Source organism: Streptomyces sp. NPDC014870 (assembly GCF_043081505.1).
In the GTDB taxonomy this organism is placed as follows: Bacteria; Actinomycetota; Actinomycetes; order Streptomycetales; family Streptomycetaceae; genus Streptomyces.
Window position 1 is genome coordinate 124,363 of record NZ_JBIBWQ010000007.1, and the last position, 16,198, is coordinate 140,560.

Below are 16,198 nucleotides of genomic sequence, written 5' to 3' on the forward strand. Positions count from 1 at the left end.
GATTACTTGCTCTCCTCGGTACGGGTGGTGGCGGTGGCCGCGGGCTCGGAGCCGCCGAGCAGCAGGTAGAGGACGGCCATGCGGACGGAGACGCCGTTGGCGACCTGCTCGACGACCGTGCAGCGGTCGGAGTCGGCGACCTCGGCGGTGATCTCCATGCCGCGGACCATCGGGCCGGGGTGCATCACGATGGCGTGCTCGGGCATCTTCGCCATCCGGTCGCCGTCGAGCCCGTACCGCCGCGAGTATTCGCGCTCGGTCGGGAAGAAGGCCGCGTTCATCCGCTCGCGCTGCACACGCAGCATCATCACCGCGTCGGACTTCGGAAGCACGCTGTCGAGGTCGTAGCTGACCTCGCAGGGCCAGGTCTCGACGCCGACGGGGACCAGGGTCGGCGGGGCCACCAGGGTGACCTCGGCGCCGAGGGTGTGCAGCAGGTCGACGTTGGAGCGGGCGACCCGGCTGTGCAGGACGTCTCCGACGAGCGTGATGCGCTTGCCCGCGAGGTCCTGGCCGAGGCCGGCGTCGCGGCCGACGAGGCGGCGGCGCATCGTGAAGGCGTCCAGCAGGGCCTGCGTGGGGTGCTGGTGGGTGCCGTCCCCCGCGTTGATGACGGGGGCGTCGATCCAGCCGGAGGTGGCGAGGCGGTACGGCGCGCCGGAGGCGCCGTGGCGGATGACGACGGCGTCGACGCCCATCGCCTCCAGGGTCTGCGCGGTGTCCTTGAGCGACTCGCCCTTGGAGACGCTGGAGCCCTTGGCCGCGAAGTTGATCACATCGGCGGAGAGGCGCTTCTCGGCGGCCTCGAAGGAGATCCGGGTGCGGGTGGAGTCCTCGAAGAAGAGGTTGCAGACGGTCCGGCCGCGCAGGGTGGGCAGCTTCTTGATCGGCCGGTCGGCGACCCGGGCCATCTCCTCGGCTGTGTCGAGGATGAGGACGGCGTCGTCGCGGGTGAGGTCGGCGGCCGAGATGAGGTGACGCATCATCGGGGTGTGCTCCGTGGTCGGGAGGTGTGGGGGCCCGGGGGTGTCCCCGTGAGGCCCGTCGGGGTGCGGGCACGCAGGGGTGTGCCCTGGACCCGTCGGGGTGCCGGACCGGCTAGTCGGTGGTCTTGCTGCCGAGCAGCACGGTGTCGCGACCGTCCTCCTCGGCGAGCTGGACCTTGACCGTCTCGCGCAGCGACGTGGGCAGGTTCTTGCCGACGTAGTCGGCGCGGATCGGGAGCTCGCGGTGGCCGCGGTCGACGAGGACCGCGAGCTGCACGGCGCGCGGGCGGCCGATGTCGCCGAGCGCGTCGAGCGCGGCGCGGATGGTGCGGCCGGAGAAGAGCACGTCGTCGACCAGGACGACCAGGCGGCCGTCGACGCCGTCACCGGGGATCTCGGTGCGGCCCAGCGCGCGGGCGGGCTTCATCCGCAGGTCGTCGCGGTACATGGTGATGTCGAGGGAGCCGACCGGGATCTTGCGGCCGGTGATCTCGGCGAGCTTGTCGGCCAGCCGGCGGGCGAGGAAGACGCCCCGCGTCGGAATGCCGAGGAGCACCACGTCGTCGGCGCCCTTGGCGCGCTCGACGATCTCGTGGGCGATGCGGGTCAGGACCCGCGCGATGTCGGGGCCCTCGAGAACCGGGCGTGCCGCATCGGAGTGCTGCTGTGTGTCCATATGAAACGGACCTCCTTCTCCGCCTCACGGGACGGACCTTAAAGGACGTCGGAATTGCGCCATCGACTCTACCAGGGGCGGGTGACTGCCCTGCTCACCACCCCGGCGCCACTCCGGGCGCCGTCCCCCGAGAGGGGGCGGTATGGACCATTCGGCTTGACGGGAAAGAGTAACGCTGCGTAACCTCACAGTGAGTTACCAGCCACGCGGCGGAGCCGCACGTTGTCTACAGCGTCCAGCGTCCGGGGAGCTATATGTCCAGCGAATACGCAAAGCAGCTCGGGGCCAAGCTCCGTGCCATCCGCACCCAGCAGGGCCTTTCCCTCCACGGAGTGGAAGAGAAGTCCCAGGGCCGCTGGAAGGCCGTCGTCGTCGGCTCGTACGAGCGTGGTGACCGCGCCGTGACGGTGCAGCGCCTCGCCGAGCTGGCGGACTTCTACGGCGTCCCGGTGCAGGAGCTCCTGCCCGGCACGACCCCGGGCGGGGCCGCCGAGCCCCCGCCGAAGCTCGTCCTCGACCTGGAGCGTCTCGCCCACGTCCCGCAGGAGAAGGCGGGCCCCCTGCAGCGCTACGCGGCGACGATCCAGTCGCAGCGCGGCGACTACAACGGCAAGGTGCTGTCGATCCGCCAGGACGACCTGCGCACCCTCGCCGTCATCTACGACCAGTCGCCCTCGGTGCTGACCGAGCAGCTCATCAGCTGGGGCGTCCTCGACGCGGACGCGCGGCGCGCGGTCGTCCACGAGGACAACTGAGCAGAACTGAGCAGAAACGTTGCCGCCGGGGCGGGACGGTCTTCGGACCGCCCCGCCCCGGCGGTTTTCGTCCCGCTCCGGACCGCCGTCCGCCCTCTCCGCGCACGTCGAAGGGGCCCGTGACACTTGATGTGTCACGGGCCCCTTCGACGTGTCTACGGGCCGCTCAGGCGTCCCGGCGCAGGCGCGGCTTCAGGTCCTTGAAGCGGGCCAGCAGGCCGTTGACGAAGGTCGGCGACTCGTCCGTGGAGAACTCCTTGGCGAGCTGCACGGCCTCGTCGATCGCCACCGCGTCCGGCGTCTCGTCCAGCCAGATCAGTTCGTACGCACCGAGGCGCACGATGTTCCGGTCGGCGACCGGCATCCGGTCCAGGTCCCAGTCCACCGCGTACGTGGCGATGAGCTCGTCGATCCGGTTCGCGTGGTCCGCGTACCCCTCGACCAGCACCATGGTGAACTCGTTGACCGGCGGCTGACGGTCGTCGGACCGTGCGTGCCGGACCCAGTCCGCGAGGACCTCCTGCACGGACGCACCGCGCTGGTCGGCCTCGAAGAGGATCTGGAAGGCGCGCTTACGGGCGTTGCTGCGGGCAGCCACGGTTAGTCGTTCACCCGGCCGAGGTAGTCGCTCGTGCGGGTGTCGACCTTGATCTTCTCACCGGTGGTGATGAAGAGCGGGACCTGGATCTCGTGGCCGGTCTCCAGGGTCGCCGGCTTGGTGCCGCCGGTGGAGCGGTCGCCCTGGACGCCCGGGTCGGTGTGCTGGATCGTCAGCGTGACGGCGGCCGGGAGCTCGACGTAGAGCACCTCGCCCTCGTGCTGGGCCACGGAGGCGGTGAAGCCCTCGATGAGGAAGTTGGCGGCGTCGCCGACGGCCTTGCGCTCGACCATGAGCTGGTCGTAGGTCTCCATGTCCATGAAGACGAAGTAGTCGCCGTCCATGTAGGAGAACTGCATGTCGCGGCGGTCGATGGTGGCCGTCTCGACCTTCACACCCGCGTTGAAGGTCTTGTCGACGACCTTGCCGGACAGCACGTTCTTGAGCTTGGTGCGCACGAAGGCCGGGCCCTTGCCGGGCTTGACGTGCTGGAACTCGACGACGGACCAGAGCTGGCCGCCTTCGAGCTTGAGCACCATGCCGTTCTTGAGGTCGTTCGTGGAAGCCACGGTTGCGGAATCTCCTGGACTGACGTGGGACCGGGGAGGCGTGCGCGCCCTACAGCGCGAGCAGCTCCTTGGTCGTAATGGTGAGTAGCTCGGGTCCGCCGTCCGCCTCCTGGCGCACGACGAGCGTGTCATCGATCCGGACCCCGCCCCGGCCCGGGAGGTGGACCCCCGGTTCGACGGTGACCGGCACACAAGCGTCCAGTTTACCCATGGCCGCGGGTGCGAGCTGCGGGTCCTCATCGATTTCGAGGCCCACGCCGTGCCCGGTGACCGGCGGAACGGCCTCCGCGTGGCCCGCCGCGTCGATGATCTGGCGGGCCGCGCGGTCGACGTCGCGGTACTCGGCGCCGGGGGCGAGCGACTCCCGCCCGGCCCGCTGAGCGGCGAAGACGAGGTCGTACAGGTCGATCTGCCAGTCCGCGGGGGTCGTCCCGATGACGAACGTACGGCCGATCTCGCAACGGTAGCCCCGGTAGTTGGCGCCCAGGCAGACGGAGAGGAAATCTCCCTCCTCGACGCGGCGGTCCGAGGGCCGGTGGCCGCCGCGCCCGGAGTTCGGTCCGGTGCCGACGGAGGTCGGGAAGGCGGCGCCGTCCGCGCCGTGGTCGACCAGGCGCCGCTCCAGCTCCAGCGCGAGGTGCCGCTCGGTCCGCCCCACCAGGATCGATTCGAGAAGCTCCCCCAGCGCCTGGTCGGCGATCTCGGCGGCGATGCGCAGACAGGCGATCTCGTCCTCGTCCTTGACGATCCTCAGTTGCTCGACGGCTCCGCCGAGATCGGCGAGCTGGAGCTGGGGCGCGACGGAGCCCATCGCGCGGTGCCGGGCCACGGTCAGGTGGTGCTCCTCGACGGCGAGACCGCCCGCACCCGCCTTGCGGGCGAAGTCGACGGCCGCGACCGCGGGGTCGCCGCCCGCCACGGGCAGCACGGCCTGGCGGAGCTGCTCGTCGAGGCGCCCGTCGGCCGGATCCCCGCCGGGTGCGGTGGGGCAGAGCAGCACGTCCTCGTCCGGTCCGAGCAACAGGACGGCGCCTGCGGGCGAACCGCCCGCGAGATAGCGGACGTTGGCGGGGCGGGAGACCAGGGCCGCCTGGCTGCCGGCCGCCGCGCAGCGGTCGCGCAGCCTCACTCGGCGGTCCGCAAACACCTCTGACATGTTCCGAGCCTACGAGGGGCCGGGCGTCCCGGCCCGCCCAGCGCGGCCGACCGGGCCACGGCCGACCGCTTCGCGGGGGCCGTCACCAGGAGGGCGGGCTCGCCAGGGAACGGGCCAGGACCTCGTCGAGGACCCGGGCGGTGGTCTCGACGTCGTACGTCGAGTTGTCGATGATCGGCAGTCCTGAGCCGTACCAGCCGGCCATCCGGCCGTGGATGGAGGCGACCTCCTCGTCCGAGAGGCGCCGGTTCCCGCTCCGTTCGGCGTTCCGCTCCAGGACGATCTCCAGGCCGGGCAGCAGAACGACCGGAAGCAGTCCCGGGCCCACATGGCGCTTCCAGCCGCCGAGGCCGACGACGGGGCGGTCGGGGAAGACGGCGTCGTCGAGGATGCAGGAGATGCCGTTGGCCAGGAAGTTGCGGGCGGCGAAGCCGCAGGTGCGGCGGGCGAGCCGGTACTGCGCCTCGGAGTGCTCGTTCCAGCCCGACTGGGGGTCGGCGAAGCCGGAGCAGACCCATTCGCGGACGTCGTCGAGGCTGATGTGCGCCGTGGGCACCCGGCGGCGGGCGGCCCAGTGGCGAGCGACGGTCGTCTTGCCCGCGCCTGCGGGGCCGATCAGCAGGACGGCCAGCGTCGCGGCGCCGGTGCCTCGCTCGGCCTGCGGCGGAGCGGGGAGGGCGACGGGCGGCAGCGGCACATGTCCGGTGACCTCGTGCGGTGGGGGCACGGGCGGTCCCGGGTGCCCGGGTATGCCGGGGGCGCCCCAGCCGGGGGCGGGCGGCGAGGAGTACGGGGCGGCCGCACCGGGGGGCGGCGGGGCGTGGTGCGGCTGCTGGGGATGGTGCGGGGCGTGCGGGGGCTGCGGGGCGTGCGGGTGCGGTGCGGGGTGGCCGCCCTGTGCCGTGGGAGGCGCGGGGGGCATGGGGGGTCGACCGGTGCCGGGCGTCAAGGCCGAGGGGTCCTGCGGCGGCAACGGAGCCCCCATCTCGTGCTGCATCCGGTGCCACTCCGTCTCGTACGGCCGATACTTCCGGGTACGTTACCGCCCCCGGCCCCCGCGAAGGGAACGCCCGGGGGCGGTGGAAGGTGCCTGCGCCCGCACCCGTGTCCGGATGTCGTCAGGCGGTGACTTCCTCGGCGAGGGCCCGCAGGGCGAGCCGGTAGGAGCCGATGCCGAAGCCGGCGACCGTGCCGGTCGCCACGGCGGCGACGACAGACGTGTGCCGGAACTCCTCGCGGGTGTACGGGTTGGAGATGTGCACCTCGATCAGCGGCGCGGTCCGCTGGGCGGCCGCGTCGCGCATCCCGTACGAGTAGTGCGTGAACGCCCCGGGGTTGAGCACGACCGGAATCGTTCGGTCCGCCGCCTCGTGGAGCCAGCGGATCATCTCGCCCTCGTCGTTGGTCTCGCGGACCTCGACGTCGAAACCGAGCTGCTCGCCGAGGGTCTGGCAGGACTCCACCAGACCCTTGTACGAGGTGGCGCCGTAGATGTCCGGCTCGCGGGAGCCGAGACGGCCGAGATTCGGGCCGTTCAGGACAAGGACGTGGCGCGGATCGCTCACGCGGACACCTCGCCGTAGGCGGCGACGAGGACGGCGGGGTCGGGGCCTTCGAGGACGGTCGGCTTGCCGAGACCGTCCAGGACGATGAAGCGGAGCAGGTCGCCCCGGGACTTCTTGTCGACCTTCATGGTCTCCAGGAGCTTGGGCCACTGGTCGCCGCGGTAGGTGAGGGGCAGACCGACCGACTCCAGGACCGTGCGGTGCCGGTCGGCGGTGGCGTCGTCCAGCCGGCCCGCGAGCCGCCCGAGCTCGGCCGCGAAGACCATGCCGACGGAGACGGCCGCGCCGTGCCGCCACTTGTAGCGCTCGTTCTTCTCGATGGCGTGGGCCAGGGTGTGACCGTAGTTCAGGATCTCCCGGCGGCCCGACTCCTTCAGATCGCCGGAGACCACCTCGGCCTTGACCCGGATCGAGCGCACGAGCAGCTCGGCGGTGTGCGGACCGGCCGGCGTACGGGCGGCCTGCGGGTCGGCCTCGATGAGGTCGAGGATCACCGGGTCGACGATGAAGCCGGCCTTGATGATCTCCGCGAGTCCGCTGACGTAGTCGTGCACGGGCAGCGAGTCCAGGGCCGCGAGGTCGCAGAGCACCCCGGCCGGCGGGTGGAAGGCACCGACCAGGTTCTTGCCCTCGGCGGTGTTGATCCCGGTCTTGCCGCCGACGGCCGCGTCGACCATGGCGAGGACGGTGGTCGGTACGGCGATCCAGCGCACACCGCGCAGCCAGGTCGCGGCGACGAAACCGGCCAGATCGGTGGTGGCGCCACCGCCCACCCCGACGATGACGTCGGTGCGGGTGAAGCCGGTCTGTCCCAGCGCCTTCCAGCAGTACGCGGCGACCTCGGCGGTCTTCGCCTCCTCGGCGTTCGGCACCTGGATGGCGACGGCCTCGAAGCCCTGGTCGGCGAGGTCCGCGCGGAGCGCCTCACCGGTCTCCGCGAGCGCCTCGGGGTGGATCACGGCGACGCGCTTGGCCTTGGTCCCGATCAGGGCGGGCAGCTCACCGAGGAGCTGCCGCCCGACCAGTACCTCGTACGGATCCGTGCCCGCCGAACCGCCTACCTGGATTCGGGTCACTTCCTGGTCCGTCATACGTCCTTCTTCAACTCCAGAGCGTCGAGGACCGCGTCCGCGACCTCTTCGGGCGTGCGGCCCTCGGTGGCCACGACCACCCGGGCGACTTCGGTGTAGAGATGGCGGCGCGCCTCCATCATCTCGCGCCACTGGCGGCGCGGGTTGACGGCGAGCAGCGGCCGCGCGGTGTTGAGGCCGACGCGTCGGACGGCCTCGTCGACGTCCATCGAGAGATAGGCGACGGGCAGTGCGCTGAGCAGTTCGCGGGTGCCCGCGTCCAGGATCGCGCCGCCGCCGAGCGCGAGGACGCCCTCGTGCTCGGCGACGGCGGTCCGCACGGCGTCCCGTTCGAGGGCGCGGAAGTGCTCCTCGCCGTCCTCGACGAAGATGTCGGAGATCTCGCGGCCCTCGGCGGCGACGATGTCGGCGTCGGTGTCCCGGTAGGGCGCGCCGAGCAGCTCGGCCAGGAGCGCGCCCACCGTGGACTTGCCGGAGCCCATCGGCCCGACGAGGACGACCAGGGGTCCGGTCACCGGATCTGGAGGTTGTCGAGGTACGACCGGACGTTCCGGCGGGTCTCCGGGACGCTGTCGCCGCCGAACTTCTCGACGACGGCGTCCGCGAGGACGAGCGCGACCATGGCCTCGGCGACGATGCCGGCGGCTGGGACGGCGCAGACGTCGGAGCGCTGGTGGTGGGCCTGGGCGGCCTCGCCCGTCACGACGTCGATGGTGGCGAGCGCGCGCGGGACGGTCGCGATCGGCTTCATCGCGGCGCGGACGCGCAGCAGCTCACCGGTGGTCAGGCCGCCTTCCGTACCGCCGGAGCGGCCGGAGGTGCGCTTGATGCCGTCCTCGGTGTTCACGATCTCGTCGTGGGCCTGCGAACCGGGTACGCGGGCCAGCTCGAAGCCGTCGCCGACCTCGACGCCCTTGATCGCCTGGATGCCCATGAGCGCGGCGGCGAGCCGCGCGTCGAGCCGCCGGTCCCAGTGCACGTGCGAGCCGAGGCCCACGGGCACGCCGTAGGCGAGGACCTCGACGACACCGCCCAGGGTGTCGCCGTCCTTGTGGGCCTGGTCGATCTCGGCGACCATCGCCTTCGACGCGTCCGCGTCGAGGCAGCGGACCGGGTCGGCGTCGAGCTTCTCGACGTCGGCGGGGGTCGGGTAGACGCCGTACGGGGCCTTGGCCGCGGCCAGCTCGACCACGTGCGAGACGATCTCGATGCCCGCGGCCTCCTTGAGGAAGGACCGGGCCACGGCGCCGAGGGCGACGCGGGCCGCGGTCTCCCGGGCGCTGGCGCGCTCCAGGATCGGCCGGGCCTCGTCGAAGCCGTACTTCTGCATGCCGGCCAGGTCGGCGTGGCCCGGACGCGGCCGGGTCAGCGGCGCGTTGCGGCCGGTCTCCTTGAGCTCGGAGGGGTCGACGGGGTCGGCCGCCATGACCTTCTCCCACTTCGGCCACTCCGTGTTGCCGACCATCACGGCGATCGGGGAGCCGAGCGAGAGTCCGTGCCGGACCCCGCCGAGGAAGGTGATCTCGTCCTGCTCGAACTTCATCCGCGCGCCACGCCCATAGCCGAGGCGCCGCCGCGCAAGATGGTCCGCCACCAGCTCAGTGGTGACCGGGACGCCGGCGGGAAGACCCTCCAGCGTCGCGACCAGCGCGGGTCCGTGGGACTCCCCAGCGGTCAGCCAACGCAACCTGCTCAACGATGCTCCTCATGCTCGCGCCTGGAACTGCTGCGGCGCGACCGGGTGCGCGGCCCTGGCCCGCCGCTACCGATCCTCCCACGTCCGGGGGCCGAACCTGGCCGTCGGTCCAGCTGTCGGACGCGGAGAATGTCAGATCGGACGGGGCTGTGGCATCAGTCCGCGGCCCGCGAGGCCCTGACCAGGCGCAGCAGCCGACGCCCGCCGACCACAGCGAGCCCGGTGACCGCGAGGGTGACGACGGTGGTCTCCGCCCACTCGGGCAGCAGGTTCACGAGCAGCTTGAGCAGCGGGCCCACCCAGTCGGCGGCCAGGTTCTCCGTACCGTTCACGCGGCGGCCAGGGCCCGCTCGCCCGCGTCGCGCATCGCGGCCAGCGGGGCTTCCGCGACGCCCGTCATCAGTTCCACCTGGAGGACCGCCTGGTGGACGAGGAGGTCGAGTCCGCCGAGCACCGGGCCGCCGTGCGCGGACCAGGCGGCGGCGAGCGGGGTCGGCCACGGGTGGTAGAGCACGTCGAAGAGCGTGCCGGGGGCGTCCGGGACCTCCGCCGCGAGCGCGTCGGTGGCACCGGCCGGGGTGGTGGAGACGACGAGGGGGGCGGCGAAGGCGCGGTGCGCGTCCGCCCAGTCGGCGGTACGGACGTCCACGCCGAGCCGCTCGCCCCAGCCCCGCATCTCCTCCGCCCGCGCCGCGCTCCGTACGTACGCGGTGACCGGGCCCGCGCAGATCCGCGCGAGCGCGGCGAGCGCCGAGGAGGCGGTGGCACCGGCGCCGAGGACCGCCGCCGAGTCGACCTTCTCCACGCCCCGCTCGCGCAGGGCCGCGATCAGGCCGGGGATGTCGGTGTTGTCGCCGGTGCGGCGGCCGTCGTCGGTGAGGACGACCGTGTTCACGGCCTCGACCGAGGCGGCCGTGTCACTGATCTCGTCGAGCAGCGGGATGATCGCCCGCTTCAGCGGCATGGTCAGCGACAGACCGGCCCAGGTCGCGTCGAGCCCGGTGACGAACGCGGGCAGCCCGGCCTCGTCGACCTCGAACCGGTCGTACGACCAGCTGTCGAGGCCGAGCGCGGCGTAGGCCGCCCGGTGCAGGACGGGCGAGAGCGAGTGGGCGATGGGCGACCCGAGAACGGCCGCACGACGCTGCGCCTGCATCAGTTGTTCCTCGACTTGTTGAACTCTTCGACCAGCTTCTGGTGCTCGGTGTTGGTCTTGGTGAACTTGGACGTCTTGCCGTCCAGCGAGATGAAGTAGTACCAGCCGTCCTTGGTCGGGCTGACCACACCCTTGAGCGCCTCGGCGCCCGGGTTGCCGATCGGCCCCGGCGGCAGGCCCCGGTAGAAGTACGTGTTGTAGACGTTGTCGAACTTCCGCAGCTCTTCCAGCGTGAGGTCGATCTTGCTCTGGTTCTTGATGTAGTTGTACGTCGAGTCGAACTCGAGCTTGCCGAAGGTCTGCGGGTTGTTGGTCTTGAGGCGGTTGTAGACGACCTCGGCCATCTTGCGGAAGTCGTCGTGCGACGTGCCCTCCGCCTGGACGAGGCTGGCGATCGTGATCAGCTCCCAGGGACTCTCGACGCCGAGTTCCTTCGCCTTGGCCTCCAGCTCGTACTTGGCGTACTCCTGGTTCGCCCGCGCCACCATCTTGCGCAGCACGTCCTCGGGCTTGTTGCCCTTCACCATCGGGTACTTCGCCGGGTAGAGGAAGCCCTCCAGCGGGTCCTTCAGGTTCTTGTGGTTCTTGGCCCAGTCCGGCAGGCCGAGGTCGTTCGCCTTGGCCTTGGCGACGCCCTGCGTGGTGCCCTTCTCCACGCCGAGCTTCTTGTCGATCTCCTCGTAGACCCAGACGTTCCGCTTGCCCTCGGGGATGACGAGCCCGGACTGACTCTGCGGGTCCAGCATCATCGCGACGGCGCTCTGCGCCGACATCCCGGTCCTGAGCGTGTAGGCACCCGCCTGGATGGCGTTGCCCTTGGGGTTCTTCTCCGTCGCCGAGACGAAGGCGTCGACGCTCTTGACGACGCCCGCCTTCTTCAGGATGTTGCCGATCTCGTAGCCCCCGGCGCCCTTGGGGATCTCGACCTGGACCTCGCCGGTTCCGTCACCCGCGAAGTCGGGCGCCGCGCCGAACTGGCCCTGCCAGAACTGGTAGCCGAAGTAGCCGATGCCGCCCACGCCGCCGACGAGGACGAGCGCGACGACCAGGCAGGCGACACCGTTCTTGCCCTTCCGGGCCTTGCCGCTCTTGCCGCCCCGGCGCTCGCGACCGCCGCCGCCGCGCGAGGAGCGGCGCCCTGCGGGCTCGTCCTCGTCCTCGTCGTCGTAGTCGTCCTCGGAGCGCCGGCGCTCGGGCTCGCTGTCCTCACCCGTGAAGAAGGGGTGCCGCTCCTCCTCCTCGGGCTCCGCGTCCCAGTCGGTCACGGGCTGCGGCGGCACCTGCCGCCGGCCCGGGGGCTGCGGCGGCGGGTACGCCTCGGGGGTGCCGTAGAGGTCCGGGTTCTGGCCGCCGTACGGATCCGCGGGGGGCGTGCCGTACGGCATGGCCGCCTGGCCGGTCTCCCAGCCGGGGTCGTACTGCTGTGCGGGGTACCCGGGCGTGTCGTATCCCTGTCCGGGCTGCCCCTGCTGGTAGCCGCCGTACGCCGCCGGATCGACGTACTGCTGCGGCTGCTGCGCGTGCTGCTGGTACTGCTGCTGGTACTGGGGGTCGTAGCCCTGCGCCTGCCCCTGGGCGTACTGCTCCTGGGTGTACTGGCCCTGGCCGTACTGGTCCTGGTGGCCGTACTGAGCCTGGCCGTACGGGTCCTGGTGGCCGTACTGCTGGTCCTGGTGCGGGTACTGCTGCTGACCCTGACCTCCCCATCCCTGGTCCCCGTACAACGGGTCCGTGGGATGCCACGGTTCGGAGCCGGAGCCCCGGCCATACTCAGTCATCGATCCCCAACCAGCCGCGAGGCTTCCGGACGATCCGCCTCTACGTTGTGCGGCAGCTGTTCGAACACCGCCACATCGCGCGGAACGTTACCGTATCGCGATCAGATGACCACTTCGACGCCCTCGCCGGGAGGATTACCTGATACCCGTTCGGCCTCAAGAGCGTTCTGAAGGATGATCACAGCGGCGGCCTGGTCGATGACGGACCGCCCCTTCTTGGACTTCACGCCCGAGGCGCGCAGCCCCTGGGTCGCCGACACCGTCGTCATCCGCTCGTCGACCAGCCGGACCGGTACCGGAGCGATGCCCTTGGCCAGCTCCCCGGCGAAGCGCCGGACCTTGGCCGCGGCCGGGCCCTCGCCCCCGGAGAGGGAGCGAGGGAGGCCGACCACGACCTCGATCGGTTCGTACTCCTCGACGAGTCCGCGCAGCCGCCGGTGGGCGGCCGGGACGTCACGTCCCGGCACGGTCTCCACCGGGGTGGCGAGGACCCCGTCGGGGTCGCACGAGGCGACCCCGATCCGGGCGTCCCCGACGTCGACCGCGAGTCGACGGCCGCGACGCATCGTCACGCCGTCTCCACGACGAGGCGCTCGACGGCGTCGATGGCCTCGCCGACGGCCTCGGGGTTCTGGCCGCCGCCCTGGGCGACGTCCGGCTTGCCGCCACCGCCGCCACCGAGGGTCTTGGCGGCCGTGCGGACCAGCTCGCCGGCCTTCAGACCGCGCTCGCGGGCGGCCTCGTTGGTGGCGATGACCGTCAGCGGGCGGCCGTTGGCCGTGGTGAACAGGGCCACGACGGCCGGGCGGTCGGAGGAGATCCGGCCGCGGACGTCGAGGACCAGCTTGCGCAGGTCGTCGGCGGAGGTGCCGTCCTGGACCTGGCCGGTGACGAGGGCCACGCCACGGATGTCCTTGGCGCCCTCGACCAGACCGGCGGCGGCCTGCAGCACCTTCTCCGCGCGGAACTTCTCGATCTCCTTCTCGGCGTCCTTCAACTTGCCGAGCATGGAGGAGATCTTCTCCGGCAGCTCCTCCGGGCGGCCCTTGACCAGCTCCTGGAGCTGGGCGACGACCGTGTGCTCCCGGGCGAGGAAGTTGTACGCGTCGACGCCGACGAGGGCCTCGACACGGCGCACGCCGGAGCCGATCGACGACTCGCCGAGCAGCTTCACCAGGCCGAGGGCGGCGGTGTTCTTGACGTGCGTACCGCCGCACAGCTCCTTGGAGAAGTCGCCGATGGTGACCACGCGGACGGTCTCGCCGTACTTCTCGCCGAACTCGGCGATGGCGCCCTGGCGCTTGGCCTCGTCGATCGGCATGACCTCGGCGTGCACGTCGAGCTCGCGCGAGAGGACCTCGTTGATCTTCTGCTCGACGTCCATGAGGACCGTGCCGGGCACCGCGTTGGGCGAGCCGAAGTCGAAGCGGAAGCGGCCGGGCGAGTTCTCCGAACCGGCCTGGGCGGCCGTCGGGCCGAGGGCGTCGCGCAGGGCCTGGTGCGTCAGGTGCGTGGCCGAGTGGGCGCGGGCGATGGCCCGGCGGCGGCGCACGTCGATGGCGGCGTAGGCGGTGGAGCCGACCGTCACCTCGCCGACCTGGACGGAACCCTTGTGCACGGAGACACCGGGGACCGGCTGCTGGACGTCGCGGATCTCGATGACGGCGCCGCTGTGCAGCTTGATCCGGCCGTGGTCGGCGAGCTGGCCGCCGCCCTCGGCGTAGAAGGGGGTGCGGTCCAGGACGACCTCGACCTCGTCGCCCTCGGAGGCGGCCGGCGACGGGACGCCGTTGACCAGCAGACCGACGACCGTGGACTCGCCCTCGGTGTTGGTGTAGCCGGTGAACTCGGTGGCGCCGTTGCCGTCGGCGATCTCGCGGTAGGCGGCGACGTCGGCGTGACCGGTCTTCTTGGCCTTGGCGTCGGCCTTGGCCTTGTCCCGCTGCTCCTGCATGAGGCGGCGGAAGCCGGCCTCGTCCACGGAGAGCCCCTGCTCGGCGGCGATCTCCAGGGTCAGGTCGATCGGGAAGCCCCAGGTGTCGTGGAGCAGGAACGCCTTGTCGCCGGGCAGCACGGTGGAGCCGGCGGCCTTGGTCTCGGTGACGGCACCGTCCAGGACGTTCGAGCCGGCGTTCAGCGTCTTGAGGAAGCGGGCCTCCTCGGCCAGGGCGACGGTCTCGATCCGCTTGCGGTCGGTGACCAGCTCCGGGTACTGCTCGCCCATGGTGTCGATGACCACGTCGACGAGGTCCTGCACGACCACGCCCGTGGCGCCGAGCAGGCGCATGTTACGGATGGCGCGGCGCATGATGCGGCGCAGCACGTAGCCGCGACCCTCGTTGCCCGGGGTGACACCGTCACCGATGAGCATCACGGACGTGCGCATGTGGTCGGCGACCACGCGCAGCGAGACGTCGCTGTCGTGGGCCTTGCCGTAGTCCACGCCGGTGAGTTCGGTGGCCTTGTCGATGACGACCTTGAGGGTGTCGGTCTCGTACATGTTCTGCACGCCCTGCAGGATCATCGCGAGGCGCTCGAGGCCGAGACCGGTGTCGATGTTCTTGGACGGCAGCTCGCCGAGGATCGGGAAGTCCTCCTTGCCGGAGCCCTCACCGCGCTCGTACTGCATGAAGACCAGGTTCCAGATCTCCACGTAGCGCTCGTCGTTGACGGCCGGGCCGCCCTCGACGCCGAACTCCGGGCCGCGGTCGTAGTTGATCTCCGAGCACGGGCCGCAGGGACCGGGGACGCCCATCGACCAGTAGTTGTCCTTCTTGCCGAGGCGCTGGATGCGCTCGGCGGGGACGCCGACGACGTCGCGCCAGATCCGCTCGGCCTCGTCGTCCTCGAGGTAGACGGTGATCCAGAGCTTCTCCGGGTCGAGCCCGTAGCCGCCGTGCTCCACCGAGGTGGTCAGCAGCTCCCAGGCGAGCTTGATGGCGCCTTCCTTGAAGTAGTCGCCGAAGGAGAAGTTGCCGCACATCTGGAAGAACGTGCCGTGGCGGGTGGTCTTGCCGACCTCTTCGATGTCGGGCGTACGCACGCACTTCTGCACGCTGGAGGCGCGCGGGAACGGCGGCTTCACCTCGCCGAGGAAGTACGGCTTGAAGGGAACCATGCCGGCGGGGACCAGAAGCAGAGTCGGGTCGTCCGCGATGAGCGACGCCGAAGGCACGACGGTGTGCCCGCGCTCCTCGAAGAAGCTCAGCCAGCGGCGGCGGATTTCAGCCGACTCCATCAGTGGTCCTCATTCCGGTTGTACGACATCGTGCGATACGAATACGTGGTGGTCTGCGGGGTGGGATCGAGCACGGCCCTGCGGCGCGGCCCGGGGAGCTCGCGCTCGGCGGGTGCGTCGACCGGTGCCTCCAGGCCGAGCGCCTCGCCGAGTTCGGCCTCGCGCTGGACCATGCCCGCCCTGACGTCGAGGGCGAAGTCCTTGAGCCGGTGGCCGGTCTCGATCGCCTTGTTCGCCGCCTGCGCGGCGAGGCTCTCCGGAGTCAGCTGCTTGAGCTTCCGGTTGACCTTGGTGGTGGCCCACACACCGGCTGCGGCGCCTGCGGTGAACCAGAACGTACGGCGGAACATCGGCGGTTCAGCCCTTCTGCTTCCGGCGCCGCGCGGACGGCACGGTGCGACCGACGACGGTACGGCGCGCGGGTGCGGGCGCCGTGGACGCCTCGTCCCGGCCGCGGCCGAGCGCCTTGCGCACGCCGTAGCCGAAGGCGGCGACCTTGACGAGCGGGCCGCCGAAGGTGGAGGCGACGGTCGTGGAGAGCGCGGAGGCGTTGGAGGTGACCTCCTGGACGTCCGAGGCGATGGCGTCGACCCGGTCGAGCTGGGTCTGCGCCGACCGCACGGTCGCCGAGGCGTCGGCGAGCAGCGGGACAGCCTGTTCGGTCACGTCCGCCACCAGCTTGGTGGTCGCCTTGAGCGTCTGCGCCAGCCTCACCAGAACCACGGCGAGGAAGGAGACGAGAATCGCCCAGAACACGGCCACCAGAATCCCGGCAACCTCTCCACCGGTCACTCCGCACCGCTCTCTGCTGTCGTTGGGCCCTTGCGAAAAGTCGTCCTCCGACCCTATCGCGCCCGGGGTCTTTCCCTGTACCGCATTTGCCCCTGCGACGCGGCCGGGGACAGCGGATTCGCCCCGGTCGATTGTACGGAGC

Annotated in this window: 18 protein-coding genes; 1 reads left to right on the plus strand and 17 read right to left on the minus strand. The window is 71.2% G+C overall.

Annotation, left to right across the window (positions count from 1 at the left end; genetic code table 11):
• Positions 1–2: 2 nt before the first annotated feature.
• Together ACF09C_RS20870 and pyrR are read right to left on the minus strand one after the other, a co-directional pair.
• Positions 3–986: an aspartate carbamoyltransferase catalytic subunit gene (locus ACF09C_RS20870; protein WP_392093168.1), complete on the minus strand. Its 984-nt coding sequence runs from the start codon at positions 984–986 to the stop codon at positions 3–5.
• A 112-nt stretch (positions 987–1,098) separates the two neighbouring features.
• Positions 1,099–1,662, minus strand: a complete 564-nt coding sequence (gene pyrR, locus ACF09C_RS20875) for a bifunctional pyr operon transcriptional regulator/uracil phosphoribosyltransferase PyrR (RefSeq protein ID WP_362428765.1) — start codon at positions 1,660–1,662, stop codon at positions 1,099–1,101.
• Positions 1,663–1,916: 254 nt separating this feature from the next.
• On the opposite strand from pyrR, the gene bldD reads away from it, so the two are divergent.
• Positions 1,917–2,417 carry a transcriptional regulator BldD gene (gene bldD, locus ACF09C_RS20880; protein WP_362371794.1) on the plus strand — a complete coding sequence of 167 codons (501 nt, stop codon included), beginning with the start codon at positions 1,917–1,919 and terminating at the stop codon, positions 2,415–2,417.
• Between the two features lie 166 nt (positions 2,418–2,583).
• Here bldD and nusB read toward each other — a convergent pair whose 3' ends face one another.
• The 15 genes from nusB to ACF09C_RS20955 form a co-directional block, all read right to left on the minus strand.
• Positions 2,584–3,015, minus strand: a complete 432-nt coding sequence (gene nusB, locus ACF09C_RS20885) for a transcription antitermination factor NusB (protein WP_392093171.1) — start codon at positions 3,013–3,015, stop codon at positions 2,584–2,586.
• Between the two features lie 2 nt (positions 3,016–3,017).
• A complete protein-coding gene (gene efp / locus ACF09C_RS20890) occupies positions 3,018–3,584 on the minus strand; it encodes an elongation factor P (RefSeq protein ID WP_392093173.1) in 567 nt (188 codons plus the stop codon).
• A 49-nt stretch (positions 3,585–3,633) separates the two neighbouring features.
• Entirely contained in the window at positions 3,634–4,740 is a 1,107-nt protein-coding gene (locus ACF09C_RS20895; protein ID WP_392093175.1) for an aminopeptidase P family protein, read from the minus strand.
• Between the two features lie 82 nt (positions 4,741–4,822).
• Complete coding sequence (locus tag ACF09C_RS20900; RefSeq protein WP_392093177.1) at positions 4,823–5,737, minus strand: AAA family ATPase; 915 nt, start codon at positions 5,735–5,737, stop codon at positions 4,823–4,825.
• Between the two features lie 121 nt (positions 5,738–5,858).
• Complete coding sequence (gene aroQ / locus ACF09C_RS20905; RefSeq protein ID WP_392093178.1) at positions 5,859–6,305, minus strand: type II 3-dehydroquinate dehydratase; 447 nt, start codon at positions 6,303–6,305, stop codon at positions 5,859–5,861.
• Positions 6,302–7,396 carry a 3-dehydroquinate synthase gene (gene aroB, locus ACF09C_RS20910; RefSeq protein WP_392093180.1) on the minus strand — a complete coding sequence of 365 codons (1,095 nt, stop codon included), beginning with the start codon at positions 7,394–7,396 and terminating at the stop codon, positions 6,302–6,304. Before aroB ends, aroQ begins: the two co-directional genes overlap by 4 nt.
• On the minus strand, positions 7,393–7,911 hold the full coding sequence (locus ACF09C_RS20915) for a shikimate kinase (protein WP_392093182.1): 519 nt from the start codon (positions 7,909–7,911) through the stop codon (positions 7,393–7,395). The genes aroB and ACF09C_RS20915 overlap by 4 nt, the downstream gene beginning before the upstream one ends.
• Entirely contained in the window at positions 7,908–9,092 is a 1,185-nt protein-coding gene (aroC, locus tag ACF09C_RS20920; protein WP_392093184.1) for a chorismate synthase, read from the minus strand. The genes ACF09C_RS20915 and aroC overlap by 4 nt, the downstream gene beginning before the upstream one ends.
• Positions 9,093–9,247: 155 nt before the next feature.
• Positions 9,248–9,424, minus strand: coding sequence for a hypothetical protein (locus tag ACF09C_RS20925; RefSeq protein ID WP_392093186.1), 177 nt, complete (start codon positions 9,422–9,424; stop codon positions 9,248–9,250).
• Positions 9,421–10,248 carry a shikimate dehydrogenase gene (locus tag ACF09C_RS20930; protein WP_392093188.1) on the minus strand — a complete coding sequence of 276 codons (828 nt, stop codon included), beginning with the start codon at positions 10,246–10,248 and terminating at the stop codon, positions 9,421–9,423. The genes ACF09C_RS20925 and ACF09C_RS20930 overlap by 4 nt, the downstream gene beginning before the upstream one ends.
• A complete protein-coding gene (gene mltG / locus ACF09C_RS20935) occupies positions 10,248–12,026 on the minus strand; it encodes an endolytic transglycosylase MltG (RefSeq protein WP_392093189.1) in 1,779 nt (592 codons plus the stop codon). Before mltG ends, ACF09C_RS20930 begins: the two co-directional genes overlap by 1 nt.
• A gap of 101 nt (positions 12,027–12,127) precedes the next feature.
• A complete protein-coding gene (gene ruvX / locus ACF09C_RS20940) occupies positions 12,128–12,592 on the minus strand; it encodes a Holliday junction resolvase RuvX (RefSeq protein ID WP_392093662.1) in 465 nt (154 codons plus the stop codon).
• Between the two features lie 2 nt (positions 12,593–12,594).
• Positions 12,595–15,264: an alanine--tRNA ligase gene (alaS, locus tag ACF09C_RS20945; RefSeq protein WP_392093191.1), complete on the minus strand. Its 2,670-nt coding sequence runs from the start codon at positions 15,262–15,264 to the stop codon at positions 12,595–12,597.
• Positions 15,264–15,614: a DUF6167 family protein gene (locus tag ACF09C_RS20950; RefSeq protein ID WP_392093192.1), complete on the minus strand. Its 351-nt coding sequence runs from the start codon at positions 15,612–15,614 to the stop codon at positions 15,264–15,266. Before ACF09C_RS20950 ends, alaS begins: the two co-directional genes overlap by 1 nt.
• 7 nt (positions 15,615–15,621) lie before the next feature.
• Positions 15,622–16,056, minus strand: coding sequence for a DUF948 domain-containing protein (locus tag ACF09C_RS20955; protein WP_392093194.1), 435 nt, complete (start codon positions 16,054–16,056; stop codon positions 15,622–15,624).
• Positions 16,057–16,198 lie beyond the last annotated feature (142 nt).